Origin of the sequence: Roseibium aquae, assembly GCF_008711285.1 — a bacterium.
In the GTDB taxonomy this organism is placed as follows: domain Bacteria; phylum Pseudomonadota; class Alphaproteobacteria; order Rhizobiales; family Stappiaceae; genus Roseibium; species Roseibium aquae.
In genome coordinates this window covers 1-26,427 of sequence record NZ_VXDC01000015.1, presented here as the reverse complement: position 1 = coordinate 26,427, position 26,427 = coordinate 1, and the positions used below count along the sequence as shown (strand labels likewise).

17 protein-coding genes and 1 tRNA gene are annotated in these 26,427 nt (G+C 61.1%); 15 read left to right on the top strand and 3 right to left on the bottom strand.

Going from position 1 to position 26,427, the window contains the following annotated elements:
• The first annotated feature begins 126 nt into the window (after positions 1-126).
• From F0184_RS18405 to F0184_RS18375, 7 genes are all read left to right on the top strand, one after another.
• Positions 127-795, top strand: a complete 669-nt coding sequence (locus F0184_RS18405) for a response regulator transcription factor (protein ID WP_244299327.1) — start codon at positions 127-129, stop codon at positions 793-795.
• Positions 761-3,193, top strand: coding sequence for a sensor histidine kinase (locus F0184_RS18400; RefSeq protein ID WP_208998558.1), 2,433 nt, complete (start codon positions 761-763; stop codon positions 3,191-3,193). The genes F0184_RS18405 and F0184_RS18400 overlap by 35 nt, the downstream gene beginning before the upstream one ends.
• 771 nt (positions 3,194-3,964) lie before the next feature.
• The gene (locus tag F0184_RS18395; protein WP_150497676.1) at positions 3,965-4,261 is read left to right on the top strand and encodes a hypothetical protein; all 297 of its coding nucleotides are present in this window, start codon (positions 3,965-3,967) and stop codon (positions 4,259-4,261) included.
• A 254-nt stretch (positions 4,262-4,515) separates the two neighbouring features.
• Positions 4,516-5,478 (top strand): TAXI family TRAP transporter solute-binding subunit, encoded by a 963-nt coding sequence (locus F0184_RS18390; RefSeq protein WP_150497675.1) that lies wholly within the window; start codon positions 4,516-4,518, stop codon positions 5,476-5,478.
• Positions 5,479-5,610: 132 nt separating this feature from the next.
• A complete protein-coding gene (locus tag F0184_RS18385; protein ID WP_150497674.1) occupies positions 5,611-8,250 on the top strand; it encodes a TRAP transporter permease in 2,640 nt (879 codons plus the stop codon).
• An 11-nt stretch (positions 8,251-8,261) separates the two neighbouring features.
• On the top strand, positions 8,262-8,690 hold the full coding sequence (locus tag F0184_RS18380; RefSeq protein WP_150497673.1) for a universal stress protein: 429 nt from the start codon (positions 8,262-8,264) through the stop codon (positions 8,688-8,690).
• Positions 8,691-8,833: 143 nt separating this feature from the next.
• Positions 8,834-9,571, top strand: a complete 738-nt coding sequence (locus tag F0184_RS18375) for a cytochrome c biogenesis CcdA family protein (protein ID WP_150497672.1) — start codon at positions 8,834-8,836, stop codon at positions 9,569-9,571.
• 262 nt (positions 9,572-9,833) lie between these two features.
• Here F0184_RS18375 and F0184_RS18370 read toward each other — a convergent pair whose 3' ends face one another.
• Positions 9,834-11,207 carry a hypothetical protein gene (locus F0184_RS18370; RefSeq protein WP_150497671.1) on the bottom strand — a complete coding sequence of 458 codons (1,374 nt, stop codon included), beginning with the start codon at positions 11,205-11,207 and terminating at the stop codon, positions 9,834-9,836.
• A 176-nt stretch (positions 11,208-11,383) separates the two neighbouring features.
• On the opposite strand from F0184_RS18370, the gene glmU reads away from it, so the two are divergent.
• Both glmU and glmS read left to right on the top strand, forming a co-directional pair.
• Positions 11,384-12,739 (top strand): bifunctional UDP-N-acetylglucosamine diphosphorylase/glucosamine-1-phosphate N-acetyltransferase GlmU, encoded by a 1,356-nt coding sequence (gene glmU, locus F0184_RS18365; RefSeq protein ID WP_150497670.1) that lies wholly within the window; start codon positions 11,384-11,386, stop codon positions 12,737-12,739.
• 128 nt (positions 12,740-12,867) lie between these two features.
• Positions 12,868-14,694 carry a glutamine--fructose-6-phosphate transaminase (isomerizing) gene (glmS, locus tag F0184_RS18360; protein ID WP_150497669.1) on the top strand — a complete coding sequence of 609 codons (1,827 nt, stop codon included), beginning with the start codon at positions 12,868-12,870 and terminating at the stop codon, positions 14,692-14,694.
• Between the two features lie 41 nt (positions 14,695-14,735).
• Here glmS and F0184_RS18355 read toward each other — a convergent pair whose 3' ends face one another.
• A complete protein-coding gene (locus F0184_RS18355) occupies positions 14,736-15,137 on the bottom strand; it encodes a YbaN family protein (protein ID WP_244299324.1) in 402 nt (133 codons plus the stop codon).
• Between the two features lie 168 nt (positions 15,138-15,305).
• Here F0184_RS18355 and F0184_RS18350 point away from each other — a divergent pair, with 168 nt between their 5' ends.
• A complete protein-coding gene (locus tag F0184_RS18350) occupies positions 15,306-16,091 on the top strand; it encodes a DUF502 domain-containing protein (protein ID WP_150497667.1) in 786 nt (261 codons plus the stop codon).
• 14 nt (positions 16,092-16,105) lie between these two features.
• Here the strand turns inward: F0184_RS18350 and recG are convergent, their stop codons facing one another.
• The gene (gene recG / locus F0184_RS18345; RefSeq protein ID WP_150497708.1) at positions 16,106-18,208 is read right to left on the bottom strand and encodes an ATP-dependent DNA helicase RecG; all 2,103 of its coding nucleotides are present in this window, start codon (positions 18,206-18,208) and stop codon (positions 16,106-16,108) included.
• A 145-nt stretch (positions 18,209-18,353) separates the two neighbouring features.
• Between recG and F0184_RS18340 the strand changes: the two genes are divergently transcribed.
• From F0184_RS18340 to F0184_RS18320, 5 genes are all read left to right on the top strand, one after another.
• A complete protein-coding gene (locus F0184_RS18340) occupies positions 18,354-18,677 on the top strand; it encodes an FAD assembly factor SdhE (RefSeq protein ID WP_150497666.1) in 324 nt (107 codons plus the stop codon).
• A gap of 15 nt (positions 18,678-18,692) precedes the next feature.
• Positions 18,693-22,178, top strand: coding sequence for a transcription-repair coupling factor (mfd, locus tag F0184_RS18335; RefSeq protein WP_150497665.1), 3,486 nt, complete (start codon positions 18,693-18,695; stop codon positions 22,176-22,178).
• A 352-nt stretch (positions 22,179-22,530) separates the two neighbouring features.
• A complete protein-coding gene (locus tag F0184_RS18330) occupies positions 22,531-23,718 on the top strand; it encodes an acyl-CoA dehydrogenase family protein (protein ID WP_150497664.1) in 1,188 nt (395 codons plus the stop codon).
• A gap of 15 nt (positions 23,719-23,733) precedes the next feature.
• A complete protein-coding gene (locus tag F0184_RS18325) occupies positions 23,734-24,834 on the top strand; it encodes an acyl-CoA dehydrogenase family protein (protein WP_208998556.1) in 1,101 nt (366 codons plus the stop codon).
• A gap of 734 nt (positions 24,835-25,568) precedes the next feature.
• Positions 25,569-25,658, top strand: a tRNA-Ser gene (locus tag F0184_RS18320).
• Positions 25,659-26,427 lie beyond the last annotated feature (769 nt).

Genomic DNA, 26,427 nt, shown 5'->3' with positions numbered 1-26,427 from the left:
CACCGACCATTGCAGCGCAGGCTGAGACAATCCTGACGTCAAACTGACAGGACGCTGACATGCTGCGGGTTCGGTCTGTCCGCGCTTTGCGGCCTCAAACCGGCCTGCTAATTTGGCGGCATGCGCATGCTCCTGGTTGAAGACAATGACGAGTTGGCGGAGACGATCATCGATCGGCTGCGGGCAGAGGGCCATTCCGTTGACCGGGAACGGGACGGGAACGAGGCGAATGAGTTGTTGCGCCATTTCAAATTCGATCTGGTGCTGCTCGACGTCAATCTGCCGGGACGGAGCGGCTATGATCTCCTGCGCTCGCTCAGGGCGCGCACCGACGATACGCCCGTGATCATTCTGACCGCCCGCAGCCAGATCGATGACCGGGTGCTGGGGCTGGATGCCGGCGCGGATGACTACATGGTGAAACCGGTCGATTTCCGGGAACTGTCCGCCCGGTGCCGCGTGCTGGCCCGGCGCCGGGCAGGGAGCGCGAGCAATATCTTTTCAGCAGGCACCCTGTCGTTCGACCGGGCGGCCAAACGGGCCACCATCAATGGGCAGGACGCCCAGTTGCGGGCCCGGGAAATCCAGCTTCTTGAAATCATGCTCGACAATATTGGCCGGATGCTGACGAAGGAAGAGGTCGCCGATCATCTCTACACGTTCTCGGAAGCGCCCAGCATGAATGCCGTGGAGCAGATCGTTACCCGGCTGCGCCGCAAACTGGATGGCACCCCCTTGGTCATCAAGACCGCGCGCGGTCTTGGATACATGGCGTATCTCGCCGATGATGAATGAGCGGCAGAGCCATTCGCTGCAACGCCGTTTGCTGGCAACGATGGCCGTTGGATTTGCGCTGCTGCTCGTGCTCATTTCCGCCTTGTTGTGGACATATGCGCAGGCGGCGGCGAACCGGACCCAGGACCTTCTGCTGGCCGGGGCCGCTCTGGCGATCCTTGACCGCGTCTCCGTCCGCACGAACGGCGCAACCGTCGACTTGCCGAATTCCGCCATGGACATTCTGTCGCTCAACCCGGTTGATCGCGTGAAATACAGGGTCTTCGTTCCCGGGCAGCGGGAGATCACCGGAACGCGGGACCTGCCGGCTGCCGGCGATTTGACCCCATCAATCGAACCCGTTTTCTACGATTCGGTCTATCGGGGTTCCGTGTTCCGATTTGTCCTTCAGGGGCGCCAGATCAACACGCCCGAGGGCAGGACATGGGTCGCTGTTCAGGTCGGGCAGACGGTGGAGCAGCGCACAGCGCAGCAGCGGTCCTTCTTCACCACAGGGCTTGCCGGGCTGGCCGTTCTGTCCCTGATCGGTCTCGGGTTCGTCTGGGTTGCGATCCGCACTTCGCTTGCACCGCTGCGGCAGATTGCCTTGGATCTGGCGCGCCGCGAGCCTGGCGACCTGGCGCTCGTTGAGGGCGTGCCGCCGCGGGAAATAAAGGGCCTTTTCGACGCGATCAACGGCTTCATCATCCGTCTGCGGCGTAGCCGCACGTTGACCGAAACGTTCATTGCCGATGTTGCCCATCAGACCCGTACCTCGCTCTCGGCGATGCAGGGGCATCTTTCTCTGGCCGCCGACGCGAAGGACCCGAACCAGATGCGGACCCGTTTGATCAAGGCGGACCGCCAGGCCCAGCGCACCGTCCGTTTGACCAATCAACTCCTGGCCAATGCCATGGTGATCCATCGGTCTGACAAGGCGAGCCTGCAGCCGCTTGCCCTGAAACCGCTGGTTCGCGATATCCTGGGTGAGAGTTTGCGCGACAGCCAGATGCGTGCCGTGTCGCTCTCTTTCAACGACGATGACCTGGCGGTGGGGACAGATGTGATCGCAGGTGACGAGGTGTCGATCGGCGAGGCGCTGCGCAACCTGATTGAAAATGCCGTCCGCCATGGTCCCGTTGACAATACGGTCATGATCACGCTCGCTTCGGATGAAAGCCGTGTGCGGCTGAGCGTGGAGGATGCCGGGCCGGGAATCGCGGAGACCGATATGGCACGTGCGACGGATCGTTTCACGTCACTGTCCGATTACACCAAGGGATCGGGTCTGGGCCTTTCGATCGTAAAGGCGGTCGCCGAGGGGCATGGCGCGGACCTGAAGCTTGGCCGCTCCAGCCTCGGAGGGTTGAACGTGACGTTGATCTTCCAACGGCTCGCTGTGCTCGTTCTTCTGCTGGCCGGCGTGCTGGTTGAACCGGAACCGGCTGCGGCCCAAACCCTGCTGATTCACAGCGCCACCGACCCACCCGCTATGCGGCCGCTGGTGGAGTCCTTCGAAAACCGGAATCCGGGCGTCAAGGTGAACTATGTCGAGTTCCAGACCCTTAGCCTTTACCAGTCCGTTCTGCAGCCGGACACGGCCCGTCAGCCGGATGTCGTCATCTCCTCGGCCATGGATCTGCAAGTCGATCTGGTTAATCGGGGATTGGCGCGGCGCATCAAGGTGACCCCGGAAAACGCGCCGCCGGATTGGGCGGTCTGGCGTTCGGAGCTGTTCGGCTTCACGTTCGAGCCCGCTGTGGTCGTTTACGACCGGCGTGAAATCTCGAGTGAGGAATTGCCGCTGAGCCACCGTGACCTTGCATCCTTCGTGCGCAGCAACGAGGACCGGTTCCGAGGCAGGATAGGCACCTACAACATCCGCCAGGCGGGGATCGGTTATCTCTACGCGACCCAGGACAGTCTGCAAGGACCGCAGGCCTTGCGCCTTTTCGAGGTTTTGGGACGGGCAGGTTTGCGAACCTTCTGTTGCACCGCCGATATGGTCGCGGCGATGTCTAACGGTGAAATTGCTTTTGTATTCAATGCCATTGGCTCTTATGCGTCCCATTATGCCGCGGAGAGCCCTTATCTCGGCCTGCATTTTTTCGACGACTATAATTTGGTCATGTCCCGCACTGCTTTCGTGCCCAAAACGTCCACAAACCCGGTTGTGGCCGCCCAGTTCATCCGGTTTCTTCTTTCCGAAGAAGGCCAAAGGATTATCTCCGAACAAACGCCGCTGCTGCCGTTGCTGCCTGTTGCGAACCCGAAATCAGCGATCGAGCGGGAGATTGAGAACCGGCGTGGCACCTTCCTGCCGATCCGCCTGACCCCGGGTCTGCTGACATTTCTCGACGATCTGAAGAAACAAGACTTTCTGTCCGGCTGGGACATGTCACTGGGATACGCGCCTTGAGGGGCCGGTACCCGATTTTGAACCTGTAGGGTTCCTGGCACACCCGACGACAGCGCTATGGCGCGGGTGTTGTAGTCGGGTCCAACATGATAAGGGCAAAGAAGGGCTTAGCGGTCGTTTCTTGGACTTGGCTCTCTATCACTGCTGTGCATCCTGACAGGTTCGAAATGGAAACCGATCTTGCCTGCTGGCGCATTCAACTTCGCCCCATCGTATTTCATACAAGGCAACCAGAAATTTTGTCATTGAAAGACTGGCGTCAGCTGATAGGGTCATTCTGGAGTTATTTACTTAGGTTTTTTGAAACCAAGGATCGAAGAGTGCGGGGTAGTGGGATCCGTCCGGCCGACCTGACATTGTTTGAGTATATCCGACAAAACCGCGCCGTATATCAGGGGGTTATATGCGTGTGGGGTTTGAACAGGAACACTGTGTGTCAATCGTCAGGCACCAAACTGAGCTGGAGGCAAATTTTGACAATCTTCCAATCGCTCATTGGTGTGCTTAACTAAGTAAGGTCAGCGCCGGGCGACGGCACAACCCATACGTCCGAGCTCATGTTAATGATATAATGTTCTTTACGCGGTTTCCGGTAGGGTCTGGTTTGATGAACCGCGGCTGGAGTGATAGGAAGCCGCACCTTTTTTTGATGATCGACGCACGGGCTTGAGGCGCCCAAACCTGGGCCTCTTCCCCGACCACAAAAACATGCGTAGCCCCGCGAACTCCGTACTTTGGCGGACGAGTGGCTGCGAAGAGCGAGTGAAGCCAATGCATTACCATCCGGCGGGCCCCGAGCCCCGGACCCTCGAACTGGAATTTGTGAAAGGCCACATCGCCGCCACCATGACGCTCATTCATGCAATGATCGATCAGGGTGCGCTCGATCGGGATCGTCTGGATGCCTTTTTTGAAGGCTTCATAGAAAAGCTGCCGCACAGCCGCGACACAATGGGGCTGCGCTTGGTTATCGAACAATGGCGTCAGGGTCTGCGGGACGGCGAAGACGAGGTTGAGCTTCGCCGGCAACTGTTCGAAGTCATCAGTGGCGGGCGCCGTCACAACTAGTCAAAGTTACCGGAGGTCTGCCATTTCCAGATCTGCCGGTCCCCCCGAAAAAGGGCGCGCACCAATCGGCGCGCCCTTTTCGTTTTTCGGCCGAGAAACTGACTATGGCAGAAAACATTCCTACAATTCAGAATGTTTTCCCTAAATTCGGCTTGTAAGGGTTTTCAATTACGGCGCTTTTTGGTTAGGTCAGAAGGCCGGTGAAACATGCCGGCCGGCCGGAAGGCCGCAACGATTTACGTGGAGGTACTCACATGAAGATCGCAAGCCTTGCGCTTGGCGCCGCAATGGTCGCTGGCAGCATGAGTGCCGTTCAGGCCGCCGAGCAGCAGTTCATTTCGATCGGCACGGGCGGTGTGACCGGGGTTTACTATCCGACCGGCGGCGCAATCTGCCGTCTGGTGAACAAGGATCGCAAGGAACACGGCATTCGCTGCTCCGTGGAATCCACCGGCGGGTCCATCTACAACATCAATACGATCCGTGCGGGCGAGCTGGAATTCGGCGTTGCCCAGTCCGACTGGCAGTATCACGCATTCAACGGCACATCGAGCTTCCAAGAGGCTGGCCCGTTTGAAGACTTGCGCGCCGTGTTCTCGGTCCATCCGGAGCCGGTGACCATTCTTGCCCGTGCTGACGCTGGGATTTCCAACATCACAGATCTGAAGGACAAGCGCCTGAACATTGGGAACGCCGGTTCGGGAACGCGCGGCACTTGGGAAGTGATCGAGACGGCCCTGGGCTGGGAGCGGAGCGACCTTAAGCTGGCTGCGGAGCTCAAGTCAGCCGAAACCGGCCAGGCGCTGTGCGACAACAAGATCGATGCCTATTTCTGGCTGGTTGGCCATCCGTCGGCCCTGACCCAGGAGACGATTTCGACCTGCGAAGCCGTGCTGGTCAATGCGACCGGTCCGGAGATTGAAGCGCTTGTGGCCGATCGCCCGTACTATCGTACCGCCACGATCCCGGCCGGCATGTACAACAATGAACAAGACGTCAATACCTTCGGCGTGGGGGCGACATTCGTCACCTCGGCCAATGTGCCGGACGAAGTCGTTTACACCCTCGTGAAGGCTGTTTTCGACAATTTTGAAGACTTCACCAAGCTGCACCCGGCATTTGCCAACCTGAAGGAAGAGGAGATGATCAAGGACAGCTTGTCGGCCCCTCTGCATCCGGGTGCCGAGAAGTACTACAAGGAACGTGGCTGGATGTAATCCGGCCTGGTGGAGCGGGCATTCGCCCGCTCCGTTTCTTTTTTGCCTTTTTGACGAAGACACGACCGCTGACCCGTTTGAGACCAGAGCGCGCAAGCGCCGGGCGGTGAACAGCGGCAGGGTGGGGTAGCCATGAGCGAACAAACCAGCGCCGGTGGCGGCGTCTCCAAATCCTCAGAGATCGACCTGGATGAGCTGGTTGCGCAGTCGGACACGGGTGCCCGCAGTCCCGCCGGCTCCATCGGGAACCTCATGGCGGCTTTGGCGCTGTCGTGGTCTCTTTTCCAGCTCTACTACGCCTCGACACTGCCGTTCCTGCTCACGGATCTCCTTGGAATCAATGTCACGTTGAATTCGGACACCGCCCGGTCCGTGCATCTGGCCTTTGCCTTGCTGCTGGCATCGATGGCCTATCCCTTGTTCAAGACAAGCCCCCGGAACGCCATCCCCTGGTACGACTGGCTGTTGGGGCTGCTTGGCGTCGGCGCCTGTCTTTATCTCGTGGTCTTCAAGGACGACATCGCCACGCGGGCGGGTCTTCCAACCACCAGTGACCTGGTTGTCTCAACCGTGGGTCTGGTCATCATGATGGTCGCCACCTACCGGGCGCTTGGCCTGCCGCTCGTGATCGTTGCGTCTGTCTTCCTGATTTATGTCTTCTTTGGCGATCAGCCCTTCATTCCGGAAGTGATCCAATGGAAGGGAGCCTCCTATGGCAAAGCCATGTGGCATTACTGGATGCAGACCGAAGGTGTGTTTGGCATTGCCCTCGGTGTTTCGGCATCGATGATTTTCCTTTTTGTCCTGTTCGGGTCGATGCTCGACAAGGCCGGGGCCGGGAACTACTTCATCAAGGTGGCGTTCGCGCTTCTGGGCCATCTGCGCGGTGGGCCGGCCAAAGCGGCCGTCGTATCCTCGGCGATGACGGGATTGATTTCGGGTTCGTCCATCGCCAATACGGTGACGACCGGCACCTTCACGATCCCGCTGATGAAACGGGTCGGCTTCAAACCTGAAACCGCCGGCGCGGTCGAGGTTTCGTCTTCGGTCAATGGCCAGATCATGCCTCCGGTGATGGGCGCGGCCGCCTTCCTGATGGTCGAATATGTCGGGATTTCCTATCTCGACGTCGTTCGTCATGCCGTCGTTCCGGCTACCATTTCCTACATCGCGCTGCTCTACATCGTGCATCTGGAAGCTCTGAAGGCCGGCATGCAGGGGCTGCCGAAACCGGGTCCCGCGAAGACGGTGATCCAGAGCATCTTGGGGATCCTGACGGGCTTCCTGACAATCGCGCTTCTGGCGGCCGGCCTGCATTATGGCCTTGGCTGGACCAAGGATGTCTTCGGGGACGCGACGTTCCAGGCGGTGATCGTGATTTTCGCCCTCGCGTACCTGGGCTTGCTCTATGTCGCTTCCCGGCGGCCGGATCTTGAACTGGACGACCCGAATGCTCCTGTGACCGAACTTCCTGCGTTCATTCCGACGCTTCTGACCGGGCTCTATTATCTCCTCCCGATCGTCGTCCTTGTCTGGTGTTTGATGATCGAGCGCTTCTCGCCCGGGCTCTCCGCCTATTGGGCCAGCGTCGGAATGATCGTCATCCTGCTGACCCAAAAACCGCTGAAAGCAATAATGCGCGGGACGGGCAACCTCGGCGGGGAGGTCGCAAACGGTCTTTCGGATCTGGCCGCGGGACTGATCGCCGGCGCCCGCAACATGATCGGCATCGCCGTGGCGACCGGGGCCGCGGGCATCATCGTCGGAACGATCTCACTGACTGGTGCCCACCAGATCATGGGCGAGTTCATCGAGTTCCTTTCCGGCGGTAATTTGATGCTCATGCTCATTCTGGTCGGCGTTTTCTCGCTGATCCTTGGCATGGGATTGCCGACGACCGCGAACTACATCGTCGTCTCGTCGCTCATGGCGAGCGTGGTGGTGGAAATCGGTGCCATGAACGGACTGATCGTGCCGTTGATCGCGGTCCATCTGTTCGTCTTCTATTTCGGATTGATGGCGGACGTGACACCGCCGGTCGGGCTGGCAAGTTTTGCAGCGGCCGCAATCTCCCAGGGAGATCCGATCAAGACCGGCTTCACAGCCTTTTACTACAGCCTGCGCACCGTTGCTCTCCCGTTCCTCTTCATTTTCAATACCGACCTGCTGCTGATCGATGTTGGACCGGTGGAAGCGGTGTTCGTGTTCATCGTGGCAACGGTGGCGATGTTGCTGTTCGCGGCAGGCACCCAAGGATACTTCTTTGCCCGCAACAAGGCGTGGGAAGCCGTTGCGCTTCTCCTGATCGCGTTCACGCTGTTTCGCCCGGGCTTCTGGCTGGACATGGTTCAGCCGCCTTATCAGTCGACCGATCCGGCAGCTGTGTTCGAGACGGCGTCCACGGTGGGTGACGGCGGCTATCTGAAATTCGTCGTGCGCGGTCCGGATTTCGACAATCCGGATCGGATTGTGGAGACCTTCATCGAAGTTCCACTTGCCGCCGGCTCAGATGGCGAGAGCCGCATCAATGACGCGGGCCTGACGATCATGGTCGACGACGGAAAGGCGCTTCTGGAAGAGCCGTTCCCTGGCACACCCTATTTCTCCACCTTCCAGGATTTCGACTTTTACGGCGACCAGCCCGTCGAGGTGATCGAGGTGCAGAAGGCGAGTGACCGTTTGCCAAAGGAGATCTTCTACATCCCGGCGCTTGGCCTGCTGTTCATCGTGATCGCGGTCCAGCGCCGCCGGACCGATGTTCCCGCATTCTAAGGACAACGATCATGTACAAGTCGATACTGGTGCCCCTGGATCTCGGTGAGGCCTCGTCTTGGGAGAAGTCCTTGCCGTCGGCCATTGCATTGTGCCGGACTTTCGGGGCGGAACTCCACGTCGTAACGGTCGTGCCCGATTTCGGCCGTTCGATTGTCGGCAGCTATTTTCCGAAGAATTTCGAAGGCGAGGCGCTCCAGAAGGCGGCCGACATTCTGAAGGCCTTCATGGCCGAGCATGTGCCGGAAGATATCGTCTCGAAGGGGCATATCGCGCACGGGACGATTTACGAGGAAATCAATAAGGCTGCGGATAAGCTCGGCTGCGATCTGATCGTGTTGTCCTCCCACAGGCCGGAGTTGAAGGACTATCTACTCGGTCCGAATGCGGCACGGGTGGTCCGCCACGCCAATCAGTCCGTCATGATCGTGCGCGACTAAGGGGTGCCCGAGACAGGCTGCGACAGATGAGCCACACGCAAAGGTGAGGCGGCCGTGTCTTTGCGCCGTGCGCCGGGATCGATTAAAACAGGATCGCGCGTCGTCAGGGGCTGTGCGCAGGTCCCGTCTGAAACGGAACATGCATGCTTCAGGAAGTCACAATACTGGGTGCCGTCTTCGCCGGTGTCTTGTCCTTCGTCTCACCGTGTGTCCTGCCCCTTGTTCCCCCTTATCTCGGGTTTCTCGCCGGGGTTTCGCTTGAGGAACTGACCGGTGAGGACGATCGGAACGAAGCCTCCCAAAGGGTGTTTTTCAGTGCGCTGGCCTTTGTCGCCGGGTTCTCGACCGTGTTTGTCATCCTGGGGGCGAGCGCCAGTTTTCTGGGACAGTTCATCACCCAGCATATCCAGTTTCTCGGCTACATTGCGGGTGCCGCGATCATCATCATGGGGCTTCATTTCCTCGGGCTTTTCCGGATCGGGTTCTTGTACCGGGAAGCGCGGGTCCATGTAGCGCGGAAACCGGCCGGTCTTGTTGGTGCCTACCTGATTGGGTTGGCGTTCGCTTTCGGTTGGACACCCTGCGTCGGACCCATTCTGGCAACCATCCTGTTCGTGGCGGGGTCCGAGAGTACGGTCGCGCAAGGCGCCTTGCTGTTGAGCGCTTATGCGCTTGGCTTGGGGATCCCCTTCCTGTTGGCGGCCCTGTTCGCCCGGCCATTCATGGGCTTCATGGCCCGTTTCAAACGCCATATGGGCAAGGTCGAAAAGGCCATGGGCGGTGTACTCGTTCTGACCGGTATTATGTTTCTCACCGGACAGATGGCGGTCTTTTCATTCTGGCTTCTGGAGACTTTTCCGGTTTTCCAACAGATCGGTTGAGTGACAGCCGCACCGGCAGGCCGGCGCTACCCGCCCGCGCCGGTCTCTTGCGTGGGTGAGCCAGCCAGCCGGAGATCAAGGGGAAAGCTCTTCCCATCCATCTATAAAATCTCACGCCAGGATCGCCAAGCAAAGTCGGCGCGCTTTTGCCGGCCCTGGCACGCCGAGCCGATCACCTGACGAGATTGACCCGCTCCGCGATTAGATCAGCGGGCGTTGGAAACCGAAAAGCGCGATGCGTGAACCGGGGTCCGGACTTGTTCTATGGCCGGCGGACCGTATTCTGCGCATTTTCGCGTGCGGGCAGAGGCTTTCCCGCAAAGAGCGTCGGGTAACACGTTTGCGCGACATCCAGCAGCTGAAGGCACGCGACCGCGGCATCGGCCGCATTTCCGAAAGGGCCGACCAGCAATTCGAACCCGGTGTCCGATATTGTGGACGGCGCGAGCATCGGGCGCAATCCACTCATCCGTTCGGAATTCTGATCGGCAAAGTCGATCCAAGCCATGATTGCGTCTTCCTGGCTGGCATAGCGCCCGATCACAGCGCCAAAATCACTCCGCGCCAGGCTGCTTGCGGCCGCGCTTTTCAAACGGCCGACACCATCGGAAGCCCGAACGACCGGGGGAAGCAGGGAAACCGGTTCCTCCGGTGCGGCGGCCTCCTCGATGCCGGGTCCCGATACAGTGGCAGGTGCGGCCGGGACGCGTGTTTGTTCGGCGGGATCGATTGAACCGGTGGTGACCGGGGCGCTCGTATCCGTCGGAAGCTCGATGATCTTGACGGGGCTGTCGGCGGTGTCGGCAAGTCTGGGGCCGATCGGCGCGGGCAAATCCCGCTCCGGCATCGGAAAGCCCGGCAGCGGACCCTCGATCAGACGCGGTGGGGGGCCGGTGCGGGGAATCGTTTCCGGGACATTCGCTGCGTCCGGTGCCGGGGCTTCCGAGAGCTGCGGGTTCGTGGCCGGGATGTCATCGGCCGGTTCCGGACGTGCATTTGTGGCGGCATCAACCGCCGTGTCCGTCATGGCTATGGCTGTCCCGCGTTTCGGTTTGGGAAGAGGGAACGGGGAGGCGGCTTGCGGGTGGGGGCCGGTTGTGTCGGGGGGCAACGGCGAGCCTTGGATCTCACCTTCCATCTTGCCTGTTGCCAACGGAACCGGCGCCACGGGACCAGGAGCTTGGCCTGCCTGCACAGTCGGAGAGCCGGTAATCGAAGACAATGGCTCCTCCATGCCCGCTTCGAGGGCGGAAAGCCGGGCGGAATACCCCTCGTTCTGATTGGCTATGGCTTCAAGACGCCGGCGAAGGGCGACGATCTCCTGCCGGAGGGTCTCAACATGACCGGCCAGATCCGACCCGGACCTGGTATCCGGCGGGGAGAGGACCTCGATCTGGTAAGGCTGGCCGCCAATCGAAGCGGTTGTCGTGACCGGCCCGGCTGGAGGAAGCGGAAGGCCGGGGGCGGCGAAACGGTGATCGAAACCGGGGGTGCGGGCATCCATGTTGATTGCCGCCAATCCGACGGTTCCGAACAGGATCGCCGCTAAAGCCCACCCGCTCACGGACAGGCGCTGGGGTGTCAGCGTCTGCGTGATCAGGTCGCGGATCGGCACTTTCGGGCTGCCCTTGCGCAAAATGATAGGGTCCGATGTTGTTTGGATGCGAATCTTCGCGTGCTAGCATCCCATGACACCCCATTTATGGTTAATGAACAACGAAAGTTCAGCGAGTTCCCCCGAAGAACTTTCATCTTTCAAATGGACAGGGCATAGGTAGCGCCAACCGACCAAAGTGCTGCAGGGATGTCCCCATGTCTTTTCGTTCTTGTCTGTCGATTGTTCTGGCTGCTGGCCTTGGAACCCGCATGCGATCGAGCCGGGCCAAGGTTCTGCATGAGATCGGTGGACTGTCCCTTGTGGGCCATGTTCTGACCGCTCTGCGGTCGGCCAGCGTCGAGCGAATTGCGGTGGTTGTCGGGCCGCAGATGGAGGACCTTGAGAACCAGGTTCGCCAACTGGTGCCTGAGGCGGGCTGTTATGTGCAGAACGAGCGCCTGGGAACCGCGCACGCGGCGCTTGCGGCGCGGCCGGCCCTCGAAGCCGGCGCGGACGATGTGCTGGTCCTGTTCGGAGACACGCCGCTGGTCTCGCCAGAAACGATCCTTCGGGTGCGGGAGCAACTGGCGCAAGGAGCAGATGTCGCGGTTCTGGGGTTCGAGGCGCAAAACCCGGCGGGGTATGGCCGGCTTCTAGTGGAGGGCGGCCGTCTCGTTGCTATTCGTGAAGACAAGGATGCGACACTTGAGGAAAAGGCTGTAACTTTCTGTAATTCCGGCATTATGGGTTTTTGCGGAAAAGCGGCTCTGGAGCTTTTGGATGCCATCGGCAATGCCAATGCGAAGGGCGAATTTTACCTCACCGATGCCGTTGAAATCGCAAACTCCCGGGGATTGACAGTTCAGGCTGTCGAAGGCTCGGAAGACGAAGTTCAGGGGATCAACACACGCGCTCAGCTCGCCCGCTGCGAGGCGGTGTTCCAGGCGCGCAAACGCGCGGAGGCCATGGAGAACGGTGTCACATTGCAGGCGCCCGAAACTGTCCATTTCTCTCATGATACGGTGCTGGGCGAGGATGTGGTGGTGGAACCGAACGTTGTGTTCGGTCCCGGGGTGAAGGTGCAGCCGGGTGCGAGAATCCGCGCGTTCAGTCATCTTGAGGGCGCAAGTGTCGGAACCGGCTGCACGGTCGGACCCTTTGCTCGGCTTAGGCCGGGGGCATCCCTGTCCCCGCAGGCCCATGTCGGCAACTTCGTGGAAATCAAGAATGCAACCATCGGCCAGGGCGCTAAGGTCAATCATCTCAGCTATGTGGGGGATGCGTCGGTAGGGTCGGCGGCAAATATCGGGGCCGGGACGATCACGTGCAACTATGACGGGTTTTCCAAACACCGCACGGAGATAGGGGCCAAGAGCTTTATCGGATCGAACAGCACCCTGGTCGCGCCCGTTTCGATCGGCCCGGGCAGCTATGTCGGCGCCGGTAGTACCGTGACCGACAACGTCCCCGGGGATTCCCTCGTCATCGGCCGTGGCCGCCAGGTGATTAAACAAGGGCGGGCAAAGACCTTGCGGGCCCGGTTGCAAGCTGCCAAGGACGGCCGCAAGTAGAAGACAGCCCTTTCGCGGGGCTATGCCCGGGCCGCCTTGTCATCTTTTGCAACAGGGTTTGATTTCGCTTCGTCTTCCAGGAGCGGATAAACGGATCGTGCCGGATTTGTGGAGCAAGGATTTTATTCATGTGTGGAATTGTTGGTATTCTTGGCCGTCAGGATGTGGCGCTGCAACTGCTCGATGCCTTGAAACGGCTGGAATACCGCGGCTACGACTCGGCCGGTATCGCCACCCTGGATCAGGGGGTTTTTGCCCGCAAGCGCGCAGAGGGAAAACTGCGAAACCTGGAGGCAGCCCTCGGCGAGGCGCCGATCCGGGGCTCGATCGGCATCGGCCACACAAGATGGGCCACCCATGGCGCACCGACCGTCCTGAACGCCCATCCGCATGTCGCCGGCCGGGTGGCCGTTGTTCATAATGGCATAATCGAAAACTTCCTCGAACTGCGCGAGGAGATCGTGGCCGCCGGTGGCACCTTGCTATCGGACACCGATACGGAAGTGGTCGCCCATCTGCTGGATGCGGAACGTGCCAGAGGGGCACGGCCGAAAGAAGCGGTCGCGGCGGTTCTGCCGCGTTTGCGCGGGGCCTTCGCGCTGGCGATCTTGTTTGAGGGTGAGGAAGATCTGCTGATCGGTGCCCGCAAGGGATCGCCATTGGCCGTGGGCCATGGCGACGGTGAAATGTACCTTGGATCGGATGCGATCGCCCTGTCGCCCTTCACAGACCGGATCACCTATCTGGAAGAAGGGGACTGGGTGGTCCTGACCCGGTCGGGTCTTCAGGTGTTCGACGCGGCGAATGCCGCCGTTCTTCGTCCGGTCTCCAAGTCGTCGGTCACCGCTGCGCTCGTCGAGAAGGGCAATTACCGCCATTTCATGGCCAAGGAAATTCATGAACAGCCCGAGGTCATCGGCCATACCCTGTCCCGGTATATCGACCTGGGCAAAAGGACGACCGAAATCCAGGGCATTGAAAGTGTTGATTTTCAATCTCTTGGCCGGATCGTGATATCGGCCTGCGGCACGGCCTACTACGCCGGTCTGGTGGCGAAATACTGGTTCGAGAAATACGCCCGGCTGCCCGTGGAAATCGATATAGCGTCGGAGTTCCGCTATCGTGAAACACCGATGAGCGACCGCGACTTTGCCCTGTTCATCTCCCAGTCGGGGGAAACGGCCGATACGCTGGCGTCGCTCCGCTATTCCAAGGCGCAAGGTGCGTTGATCGGAGCGGTCGTGAACGTTCCCGAAAGCACGATCGCGCGGGAAGCCGATGTTGTGTTCCCGACCATTGCGGGCCCAGAGATCGGGGTCGCGTCGACCAAAGCCTTCACCTGCCAGCTGACCGTTCTGGTCACTCTTGCACTGCATGCGGGCCTGGCGCGCAGGCATCTGTCAGCCGAAGCGCACGCCGATCTTGTCGGTGCCCTGTCGGCCGCGCCTAACCTGGCATTGCGAGCCTTGCAGGCCGAGCCGGCGATCGAAGGCCTGGCGCAGGCGCTCTCCAAAGCGCCGAATGCGCTGTATCTGGGCCGCGGAACGAACTTTCCGCTGGCGCTTGAAGGAGCGCTCAAGCTGAAGGAGCTGTCCTACATCCATGCGGAAGGTTATGCCGCCGGTGAACTCAAACATGGACCCATCGCACTGATTGACGAGACGATGCCCGTTTTCGTTATCGCGCCACACGATGCGATTTTCGAAAAGACCGTCTCCAACATGCAGGAGGTCGCAGCCCGTGGCGGGCGCATTGTCTTGATCACTGACGAGGCGGGCGCGGACAACCCTGCCACCGCAGGCATGGAAAAGATCGTGCTGCCAGACATGCATGAATTGGTGGCGCCGATCATCTTCGCGCTGCCGGTCCAGATGCTTGCCTACCACACGGCGGTTTTCATGGGAACGGACGTTGACCAGCCGCGGAACCTGGCGAAATCGGTGACGGTCGAGTAGGGCCATCCAAAAGGGTTTGGTCCCGGGGGCGCCCCTTCGGCTTAAGGATCGTTCGGGGCTGAGCCCGGTTTTGGCGCGCCGTCGGGGATCTTGGCTCGTCGCGGCCCATTGGGCCGTGTCAAGACGAAAATCGCACACACAACCATGCTGCCGCCAACCAGCACGGTCAACACGGCGGTGGGGGCCAAACTCCAGTAAAACAGGCCGAAACCCACCGTCATCCCCGTGATGGCGTAGATCTTCGCGTTGACCGGAATAGCCCCGTGCTCGCGCCATGCGCGAACGGGCGGACCGACGGTGGGATGATCCAGGATCTTCCGTTCGAGCCGGGGCGACGAGCGTGCGAAACAGCCGGCCGCCAAAATGAAGAATATGGTGGAGGGGAGCACCGGCAAGACAATGCCGGCCGCGCCAACCGCAAGGCTGAGGCAACCCAGGACCAAGAAGGTTTTTCGGCGCAAGGGAAAAAATGCCTCCGATTCGTGCAGCGACCTGTGCTTTGGGGCCAAAAATAACACATCGCGTCGTGGGCCGAGTGCGTTATAAAACTACTGCTTAACGCCGGAGCGGGGGGACGGTGGACAGACCATCATGGCAAGTGGACAAGACGCATGACGCGCGACAAGGGCAAAGAACAAGATTCAACCGGCGGACACAAGGGCCACCTGGCAACCCGTATCCGGAACTACTTTCTCACCGGGCTCGTGATCACCGGGCCAATCGGGATCACCCTCTGGCTGACATGGACGTTCATCAAATGGGTCGATGGCTGGGTCAAGCCGCTTGTCCCGAAAATCTACCATCCCGAAACCTATCTGCCGTTCGGCATACCGGGTTTCGGCTTGATCGTCGCCGGGTTTCTTTTGACGATGGTCGGGTTTCTTGCCGCCAATTTCGCCGGTCGCAGCCTGATCTCTTTCGGGGAATCGATCGTCGGCCGGATGCCGCTCGTCCGCAATCTCTATAGTGGCTTGAAACAGATATTCGAGACCATTCTCGACGAACGTGGCTCCAGTTTCAGCAAGGCGGCATTGATCGAATATCCGCGGCGGGGCCTCTGGGCGATCGCTTTCGTGTCGACCACGACAAAAGGCGAGGTCGCCCAACGGCTTTCCGTCGGGGGTGAACTTAAGTCTGTCTTTTTGCCGACAACCCCCAACCCGACATCCGGCTTCCTGTTGTTCGTGCCGGCCGAAGACATGATCGAACTGAAGATGAGCGTTGAGGATGCCGCCAAACTCATTATTTCAGCCGGTCTTGTGAACCCCGAGTATCCCGAGATGCTCAAGGACCACATGGATCCCGCTGCCGCCGAAGCGATCCGGCAGCGGAAACAACCTGCCGACCCGCAATCGGACGGCCCCAAACCCAAAGTGTCCGCCTCGGAAGACGCATGACCGGGCCGCGGAGCCTATCCCGCCCGCAGGTAGCTGATCGCGGAATCACGGCCGAAAAGATACAACAGGCAGCGCAGCGCTTCGCCGCGGGCGGATTTCAGTTGAGGATCCCTTTCCAGAACTAGCCGGGCATCGTCGCGGGCGGTTTCCATCAGGTCGGCATGAAACTCGGCGTTCGCGATCCGGAAACCCGGCATGCCGGACTGCCGGGTACCCAGGATTTCGCCGCCACCCCGCAATTTCAGATCTTCCTCTGCAATCAGGAAGCCGTCATTCGTCTCGCGCATGATATTGAGGCGGGCCGAGGCCGTCTCTCCGAGCGGTCCCTTGAACAGCAAGACGCATGTGGAGGGCTTGTCGCCCCGCCCGACCCGGCCGCGCAGCTGGTGAAGCTGGGCCAGGCCGAACCGTTCGGCATGCTCGATGACGATGATGGTCGCATCGGGGACATCGACGCCGACCTCGATGACCGTTGTCGCGACAAGGACCTTCGTTTGACCCGACTTGAAAGCCTGCATCCCGGCTTCCTTTTCGTCCGCGCCCATGCGGCCATGCACCAGGGAGATCCGCTGGCCAAGGACCTGTTCCAGGATCCTGTGCCTGTCTTCGACAGCCGCAAGATCGATCTTTTCAGACTCTTCCACCAATGGGCAGATCCAATACACCTTCTGTCCGGTTTCAATGGCCCTGCCGATCCGCCCGATGATCTCTTCCAGCCGGTCAAGGGAGGCGGAGACGGTGGTGATCGGTTTGCGTCCCGCGGGCTTGTCGGTCAACCGGGACACGTCCATGTCGCCAAAGGAGGTCAGCACCAGAGTGCGCGGGATCGGGGTGGCGGTCATCACCAGCACGTCCACGCCCTGGCCCTTGGAGGACAGCGCCAGCCGCTGGTGCACGCCGAAGCGATGCTGCTCGTCGACCACCACGAGCCCCAGGTTCTTGAAGGCGACGGAGCCCTGAAACAGGGCGTGCGTTCCCACCACAAGGTCGATTTCCCCGGCAAGGATCGCGTCTTGCGTTTCCCGGCGTGCTTTGGCGCTGTCCTTGCCGGTCAAAAGCGCAAGGCGTATGCCCGTTGTCTCGCACAAGGGCGCCATGGAGGCGGCGTGCTGGCGCGCGAGGATCTCGGTTGGCGCCATCAGCGCGCCTTGTGCACCGGTTTCAATGACCTGGGCAAGCGCGGCCAGGGCCACAACGGTCTTGCCCGATCCGACATCGCCCTGAAGCAGCCTTAGCATGCGCACGGGAGCTGCCAGGTCCTCATTGATCTCTTTGATCGCGTTGGCCTGGGAGGAGGTCAGCTGAAAGGGCAGGGCGCGGATCACGGCCCGTTGCAGGCGGCCCTCCGGCTTGCGGGAGATCCCGCTGAGTTTGCGCATATGGGACCGCACCATGGCAAGCGCCAGCTGGTTCGCCAGCAACTCGTCATAGGCCAGCCGCCGGGTTGCGGGGGCCTCCGGGGCGAGGTCTTCACGGCCTTGCGGCTTGTGGAGGATGGTGATGGCATCCTTGAAATCGGGCCAGTGGTTCTGCCGCTGATGGGCGGGATCCAGCCACTCCGGCAGGTGGGGCACGCGCATTAGGGCGCCGCCCACCGCTTTGTGCAGGGTCTTCGCCGCCAGACCGGCCGTCAGCGGATAGACCGGTTCCACAGCCGGCAAACTGTCCGCCTCATCCGGCGGCACCGCATAGTCGGGATGGACCATTTGCGGGCGTTCGTTGAACCATTCGACCTTGCCCGACACGATCCGTCTTTCCCCTTCGGGGAAGGTTTTCTGCAGCCAGTCCCGGCGCGGATGAAAGAACACGAACTCGATCTGGCCGGTGTCGTCGAAGGCGAGGATCTTGTAAGGCGCGCGGGACCCGCGGGGCGGGGCCGCATGGCGGGCGATCGTGACGTCGAGCGTGACGATATCACCATTTTCCGAATAGGCGATCCCGGGCCGGTGGCGCCGGTCGATCATCGAATGGGGTATGTGAAACAACAGGTCCGCCACCGTTGCCTCGCGATCCGGCAGACGGCTCACCAGGCTGGTGATCAGGGCGGCGATTTTCGGACCAACGCCCGGCAGACTGGATACGGGGGCAAACAGGGGATCGAGAACGTTGGGCCGCATGAGAGCAACTTGGTATCGGAGGGTTCGGCCGACATCTTCTGGCATGGTTCAGCCCCCTCTGCAAATCGGGGCACTGACAGAGTGAGGGGGACGCGCTATATACCGCCCGCACGCCGGATCAGACACCTGAGACTTGGGAAACACAATGACATCTATGGAAAGTGGTTCTTCAATCGCCGAGCCCACGACCGACGAAGTCCGCCGCAAGAAGATTCTGTTCCGCTGCTGGCACCGGGGCATGAAGGAAATGGATCTTCTGCTTGGCGGTTTTGCCAAGGCGCATATCGCGGCCTTGAGCGAGGACGAACTGGCCGAGCTCGAGCATCTGCTCACGGCCCACGATCAGGATCTGTACGCCTGGATGACCGGGCGCCGGCCGCTGCCGGCGGAATGGGACGGTCCGCTTTACCGCCGGATCATTGCCTACCATGAAGCCAATATTCCGGCCATGAACGCCAAGAACAAGTAAGACAGGATAAAGCAGGTGTTCGACCCGTTATTGAAGGATCAGGCCAACGTCACGCTGGCCAGCGTGCCCGATGGTGCCGAATGCTATGCGCTGGCCCGCCTGCTGGAGGAGCGCGCTGGCGCGGGTCTTGCGCTTGTGTTCATTGCCCGCGATGCGACCCGCATGCAGATGGTGACCGAGGCCCTCGGCTTCTTCCGGCCGGACGCGAACGTCCTTCAGTTGCCCGCCTGGGATTGTCTGCCCTACGACCGCGTGTCCCCGAATACCTCGATCAGCGCCCGGCGTCTTCTGGCCCTCGGCGAGCTCGCCCGTGGTCTTCAATCGGCCGCGCCCACGGTTCTAATGACGACGGTGAACGCGGCTTTGCAGCGTCTTCCCGAACGCGGCTGGATGGCCGGGCAGGCGCTGGCCATGGCGCCCGGCAACCGGATCGATATGGCCAACATTTCCAGTTGGCTGGAACGCAACGGCTTTTCCAGAACGCCAACCGTGCGTGAGACCGGCGAATACGCGGTGCGTGGCGGGATTGTGGATCTTTTTGCCCCCGGCTCGTCCGAGCCGGTGCGCCTCGATTTTTTCGGGGACACGCTGGAATCGATCCGGTCTTTCGATCCCGCGACGCAGCGTACCGTCAAGCAGATGAAACGGCTTGATCTTGTGCCTATGAGCGAAGTGGTCCTGTCGGAAGAGGCCGTTTCCAGGTTCCGGCGGTCCTATCTGGCCAGCTTCGGCGCGGCCAGCCGCGACGATGTGCTCTACCAGTCGATCAGTGACGGGCGCCGCTATGCGGGTATGGAGCACTGGCTTCCCCTGTTTCACGAGCGGCTGGAAACCATGTTCGACTATATCGGGGATACGCCGGTCGTGCTCGATGCGCTGGCCGCGGATGCCGTACGCGAGCGTCTGGACCAGATCAAGGAGCACTACGCGGCCCGGGAGGAGGCCCGGCACGATGGCAAGGGCGCGGGAGCCGTGCCCTACATGCCGGTCGAACCGCGGCTGCTTTACATGTCCAGTGAGGAATGGACCGGCCGGTTGGCGGACATGGGCACCGCGAGCCTTGATCCCTTCACGCCGCCCCCGGGGCAGGGCAAGATCGTCATCGATCTCGATGGGCGCCAGGGCCGCAGTTTTGCTGCCGAGCGCGCGGCCGGAGATGTCAACATTTTCGACGCGCTGGCCCAGCATGTCCGCGCGCTGCAGGGCGCCGGAAAGCGGGCGGTGATCGCCTGCTGGTCCGAAGGGTCACGGGATCGTCTGGGGCAAATCCTGGCCGACCACGGGCTTGAGAACAAGGCCGAGGTCGACACCCTGGAGGCCGCCCTGGCATTGCCGGCCAAGACCACCGCCCTCGCGGTTCTGGGCATTGAGCACGGCTTTGAACTCAAGGAGATCGCCTTTATCGGCGAACAGGACATCCTTGGTGACCGGCTTGTGCGCAAGAGCCGGCGCAAGGCGCGGGGCTCGGAGGTGATCACCGAGGCGACGGGCTTGTCCGAGGGCGACCTTGTCGTGCATGCCGATCACGGGATCGGCCGGTTTGTCGGGCTCAAGACGATCGAAGCGGTCGGCGCGCCGCACGATTGCCTGGAACTGCAATATGCCGGCGGCGACCGCCTCTATCTGCCGGTCGAGAACATCGAGCTTCTGTCGCGCTATGGCTCCGAGGACACCGAGGTCCAGCTTGACAAGCTGGGGGGCGGAGCCTGGCAGGCCCGCAAGGCCAAGCTCAAGAAGCGCATTCTGGAAATCGCCGAGGGTCTCATCAAGACGGCCGCCGCGCGGGCCTTGAAAAGCGCGCCGGTGGTCGAGGCCCCAGAGGGGGTCTATGACGAATTCGCGAGCCGGTTTCCCTACGAGGAAACCGAGGACCAACTCAACGCTATCGACGCGGTTTTCGCGGATCTGGCGGCCGGGCGGCCGATGGACCGGCTGGTCTGCGGCGACGTCGGGTTCGGCAAGACGGAAGTTGCGCTGCGCGCCGCCTTCGTTGCGGCCATGACGGGGCGGCAGGTGGCGGTTGTCGTGCCGACCACCTTGCTTGCGCGCCAGCACTACAAAACCTTCGCCGAACGGTTCCATGGATTGCCGGTCAACGTGGCCCACGCCTCGCGATTGGTGCCTGCGAAGCAAATGACCCAGACGAAGAAGGGGCTTGCGGATGGCTCGGTCGATATCGTCATCGGCACGCATGCGCTGCTTGGAAAGGCCATCCGGTTCCGCGATCTCGGGCTGCTGATCATCGACGAGGAACAGCATTTCGGTGTCAAGCACAAGGAGCGGCTCAAGGAGCTGAAGTCCGACGTTCACGTCCTGACCCTGTCGGCGACGCCAATCCCGCGCACGCTTCAGCTGGCGCTCACCGGGGTCCGGGAGCTGTCGCTGATCGCCACGCCCCCTGTCGACCGGCTCGCGGTGCGCACGTTTGTCTCGCCGTTCGACCCGCTGGTGGTCCGCGAAGCCCTGCTGCGCGAACATTACCGCGGAGGCCAGAGTTTCTACGTCTGCCCCCGGCTAGCGGACCTGGCCGACCAGAAGTCGTTTCTGGAGGAGCAGGTGCCGGAGCTGAAGGTGGCGGTGGCCCACGGTCAGATGCCGCCGGGCGAGTTGGAGGACGTGATGAATGCCTTCTACGAAGGCAAGTACAACGTTCTCCTGTCCACCACGATCGTGGAATCGGGCCTCGATATCCCGACCGCCAACACCTTGATCGTCCATCGGTCGGACATGTTCGGCCTGGCCCAACTCTATCAGCTGCGCGGACGGGTCGGACGGTCCAAGACACGGGCCTATGCGCTTTTCACGGTACCGGCGAACAAGACCATGACCCCGGCGGCGGAGCGGCGCCTGAAGGTGCTGCAATCGCTCGAAACGCTCGGCTCCGGGTTTCAACTTGCCAGCCACGATCTCGATATCCGGGGCGCGGGCAACCTGGTTGGCGAGGAACAGTCGGGCCATGTCCGGGAAGTGGGGTTCGAGCTTTACCAGCAGATGTTGGAAGAGGCCGTCGCCCAGCTCAAGGATGGCGGCGCGGATTTCGGCGAAGAGCAATGGTCGCCGCAAATCAATATCGGGACACCTGTACTGATCCCAGAAGGTTATGTCCCAGATTTGCAGTTGCGTCTTAACTTGTACCGCCGGCTTGGCGATCTCACGGAGGCCGAGGAAATCGACGCATTCGGCGCCGAGATGATCGACCGGTTCGGGCCGTTGCCGGACGAGGTGCAACATCTTCTGAAAATCGTCTTCATCAAGGGGCTGTGCCGGAAGGCGAATATCGAGAAGGTGGACGCCGGGCCGAAGGGGATCGTCATCACCTTCCGCAACAACGAATTCGCCAATCCCGCCGCTCTGGTCAGTTATATCTCCGAACAGGGCGTGCTCGCGAAAATCCGGCCGGACCAGAAGATCGTGCTGTCCCGCGAGTGGGAAAACACCGATACGCGCCTGAAAGGCGCGGCCACGGTTCTGACCAAGCTTTCGCGTCTGGCTGCTGCTTGACGCGATTGCGCCGGTGTCCGGTTCACGAGAGTATCTGCTGACGCGTTTGAGCCGCTCCTGGTTTAATCCTGCCAGGAAAAGACGCTCTAACACTATAGAATAGAGAACAATTTTCCCGTTCAGATTGGAGCGTGCCGCTTTGACCTGACGCGGAATTGCTTTTCAGGCAGCGCGCCCGCAGGCCCGTGATCCGGGCTGCGCTTGCTTGACGGTGGCTGCTCCGGCCTGTTGCCGCCAAAAGTGGGCTTGACGACGCTTACCAATACGTCATCTCCTGATGGTGCCGGGGTAGGAACGGCGGCGCGGTAAAGCGTTGAGGCGGGGCGCGATGTCCCCGTGGCTGGAGGATTGCATGGAGTTAAGTTTTTCGCCGGAGGAACGGGCGTTTCGCGATGATGTGCGGGCGTTTTTTACAGAAAAGCTGCCGGCCGAGATCGTGGACAAGGTGCGGCAGGGCCGGGAGTTGACCAAGGCCGACATGGAGCATTGGCACGCGATCCTGAACGCGCGCGGCTGGCTGGCCAACACCTGGCCGAAAGAATATGGCGGGGCCGCATGGACGCCGGTGCAACGGCATATCTATGAGGAAGAATCGTGCATGGCCAATGCGCCGCAGGTGGTTCCGTTCGGGATCTACATGCTCGGTCCGGTCATCATGGCATTCGGCAACGATCGCCAGAAGGCGGAAATCCTGCCGCGCATTCTGAGCGGCGCCGACTGGTGGTGCCAGGGCTACTCGGAGCCGGGCGCGGGTTCGGATCTTGCCAGCCTGAAGACCCGGGCGGTCCGGGACGGCGCGCATTATGTCATCAACGGCCAGAAGACCTGGACGACGCTCGGCCAGCACGCGAACAAGATCTTCTGCCTCGTGCGCACCTCCACGGACGGCAAGCCGCAGCAGGGGATATCCTTCATTCTGGTGGACATGGACACGCCGGGGGTAGAGGTCCGGCCGATCCGTCTGATTGAAGGGGGCCATGAAGTGAACGAGGTCTTCTTCACCGATGTCCGTGTGCCGGCTGAAAACCTTGTCGGGGAGGAAAACCAGGGCTGGACGATCGCCAAGTTCCTGCTTAGCCATGAGCGCACGAGCATCGCCGGTGTGGGCTATTCGGTGAAGGCCCTCGACCAGCTCAAGACCTTGGCGAAGCGTCAGCGCCGGTCCGGGAAGAGGCTGATCGACAATCCGTTGTTCGCCGCGCGGCTGTCCGAGATCGAGATCGATCTGGAAGCGATGAAGATCACGAACCTGCGCATGTTGAGCAATGCCCAGAAAAACGGCGCGCCGGGGCTGGAAAGTTCCATTCTCAAGATCAAGGGCACGGTGATCCGCCAGGCCCTGAACGATCTGTCGCGCCGCGCGCTCGGCCCGGCCGCAGCCCCGTTTCCTTCCGAGGATCTCGACGGCAACGCGGCGCCTGTGCCGGCCGAAGACCGGTGCCATGCGGCCACCTATTTCAACAACCGGAAGATCTCCATCTATGGCGGATCCAACGAGATCCAGAAGAACATTCTGAGCAAGGCGATGCTGGGGCTGTAAGCGATGAATTTTGAAATGAGCGAAGACCGCCGCATGATCGCGGACAGCCTGAACCGCTTTCTTGGCGACACCTACGGGATCGAGCACCGGACCAAGGTCGCGTATGATGCCCCGTTTCACGATCCTGAAAAATGGACGCAGTTGGCCGATCTGGGGGTTCTCTATGCCTTGGCCGGCGAAGGGCAGGGCGGCTATGGCGGGACCGGATTTGACATCATGGCCGTGTTCGAGCCGCTGGGGCGGGCCTTGTGTCCGGAACCCGTTCTTCCGGCGTTGATGGCGGCCAGGGTGCTCGCGGCTGGGGATGAGACAGCGAACGGGGCAGGGACCGGGACCGGGACGGGGGCCGGAATTGGGCCGCTGCTTTCGGGGGCTGTACGCTACGGGGTCGCCATCGGGGAGATCGAGGCGCCCTACGGCCTGGAAGACATTGCGGCACAGGCAGAGGCGGTCGACGGCGGCTATCGGGTCTCCGGCCGAAAGAGCGTCGTCTATGGCGGACATGTCGCCGACCTGTTTCTCGTGGCCGCGCGCCTGGGGGACACGCTCGCCGTGTTCGAGGTCGCCGCGCGGGATTGCGCGGTGTCCGGTTATGGCCTGATCGACGGCGGCGGCGCGACTGAAGTCTTTTTAGACGACGCCCCGGCCCGGCTCGTGGTGGCCGATGGCGCGGCGGCGCTTCAGGATGCCCTGGATGCTGGGGCGCTGGCCCTGTGCGCCGAGGCGCTCGGCGTCATGGACCGGGCCTTTGCGCTTCTCTTGGAATATTTGAAGACCCGCAAGCAGTTCGGGCAGACGATCGGCTCCTTCCAGGCGCTGCAGCACCGGACAGTGGATCTCGCGACCGAGATCGAACAGGCGCGCTCGATCACGATCCTGGCGGCGAGCCGCATGGGGACGCCGGACCAGTCTCGCACGGTGTCCATGGCCAAGAACCTGATCGGGCGCACGGCCAGGCTGATCGCCGAGGAAAGCATCCAGATGCAGGGCGGTATCGCCATGACCTGGGAGTATCCGTCCTCCCATCTGGCCAAACGGCTGGTGATGATCGACCACCAATTGGGCGATACGGACTTTCATCTGGAAAGGGTGATGGCCGCTCATCAGGCGGCGTGACCGGCTGATGATGCGGATCGGCGGGCACGGGCCAGCTCCGGTCCCGGGGGAGCATGCAGGATCGTCACAGAAGGGGAACCGCCCGGCCGTCCGGCCCGTGCGTCCCCGGCTGCATATCCTGTTGGGGAGATCTGGGGCGTCCCGGCAATCTGGTGCACCTGCCGGCGCACCAAGATCACTTGGCGTTCAATCTGAACCGGGTTCACGCCTTCAGCTGAGCGATTCTTGAGTGGGTGCGCATCTTTGGCCGTTGCAAGCAAAACGGCCAACGCGCTGGTGCAGATGCCGCCAGTGGCCGTCCGACTTGAGAGGTTCTGGATGATCCGGGCCTCCGGCGGGGCGCAGGGACTGTGCCTGCGCGCCGCGGTCTCCCGTTTGGAAGCGCCGCTGCCCGTGCCTTTCTTTTGACGGGTCCGGCTCGGCCCGCTCCAAGCTGGAGCCTTCTTGAGACGATTGAATCGCCTTGCGATCAATCGGATCAGGAAAAGATGCTCTCCCACTTTAAAAAGGGAGAGGGACTTTTCCGGTTAAGCGGGAGCGTGCCGCTTTGACTTGACGGGCGATTGATCCAGCCCGGTCATGTCAAAGCCGAGATTTCGCTTCTCCATATCGGACCCGCTCACAGGGGTGGGCCGTTGCGCCCAAGAAAACCGCCATCGCATGACTTCGCCCTTGACATCGGGCGCCAAAGACCCGAAACGGGGGCTCTCGGCGCGGCTGGTGTGCGCATCCAAGGTGGGGTGGCCGAGTGGTTTAAGGCAGCGGTCTTGAAAACCGCCGTGCGTGAGAGCGTACCGTGGGTTCGAATCCCACCCCCACCGCCAACCTTTTCCATAAGTTATTGTTTTTTATATCAAAATTGACTTCTTAAAAAATCCTTCCCCCACTAATTCCCCCTTTTTAGGTGTGCGGAAAAAAGCGGGGACCGCGCAAGCAGCAGTGACCAACCTGCCGTCCCCTCTCGCGGTTTTTTCAAAGCGCACTCACGAGTTACCGCTACCATTTGCCGGACAACTGAGGAAAACCGGCAGGGGTGGCGTCCCCTATTCGGTCGGCCCTTCCGCCGCCTCGCCCCAGTCCAGCAGCTTGAGCGCCGCCTGTGGATCAATCCCGGCCTCTTTGGCAGTGGCCAACGCCTGAACGCTTGCCGTGCGGCTTCCTTGGCCCTGTCGCTGATACTGGCGACCTTGACTGCGCGGTATGCGGCATCCTTGTCGATGCCCAATTCACGTGATGCTGCGTTAACGCCACTTTCTGGCCTGCCGCCTTGGGGTTTCGTTTCAACTTGAAACAAAACCTCCTTAGCCTCAGTCAACTCCACCCACCGCGCAATCTGTTCGTCGCGCTCCAGCCGGGTTAACTCAGCCCGGTGAAGGTTTGGTCAGCTTTGCGAGAGTACGTGTCTAGTTTATCCACCCTTGCACCGCCCAAAAGCTTAGGTTTTTGCGTGCTTTTATGGTACAATTAGAGCCATAAAATGAAGCAAATACAGAGGCTTAACTATGGAAAAACTCGGTCGTCCAAGGTCACCCAGGACAGAACAAATCCACACAAAGCTGCGGCCGGAAGTCGCCAGCGCAATTTCAGCCGAAG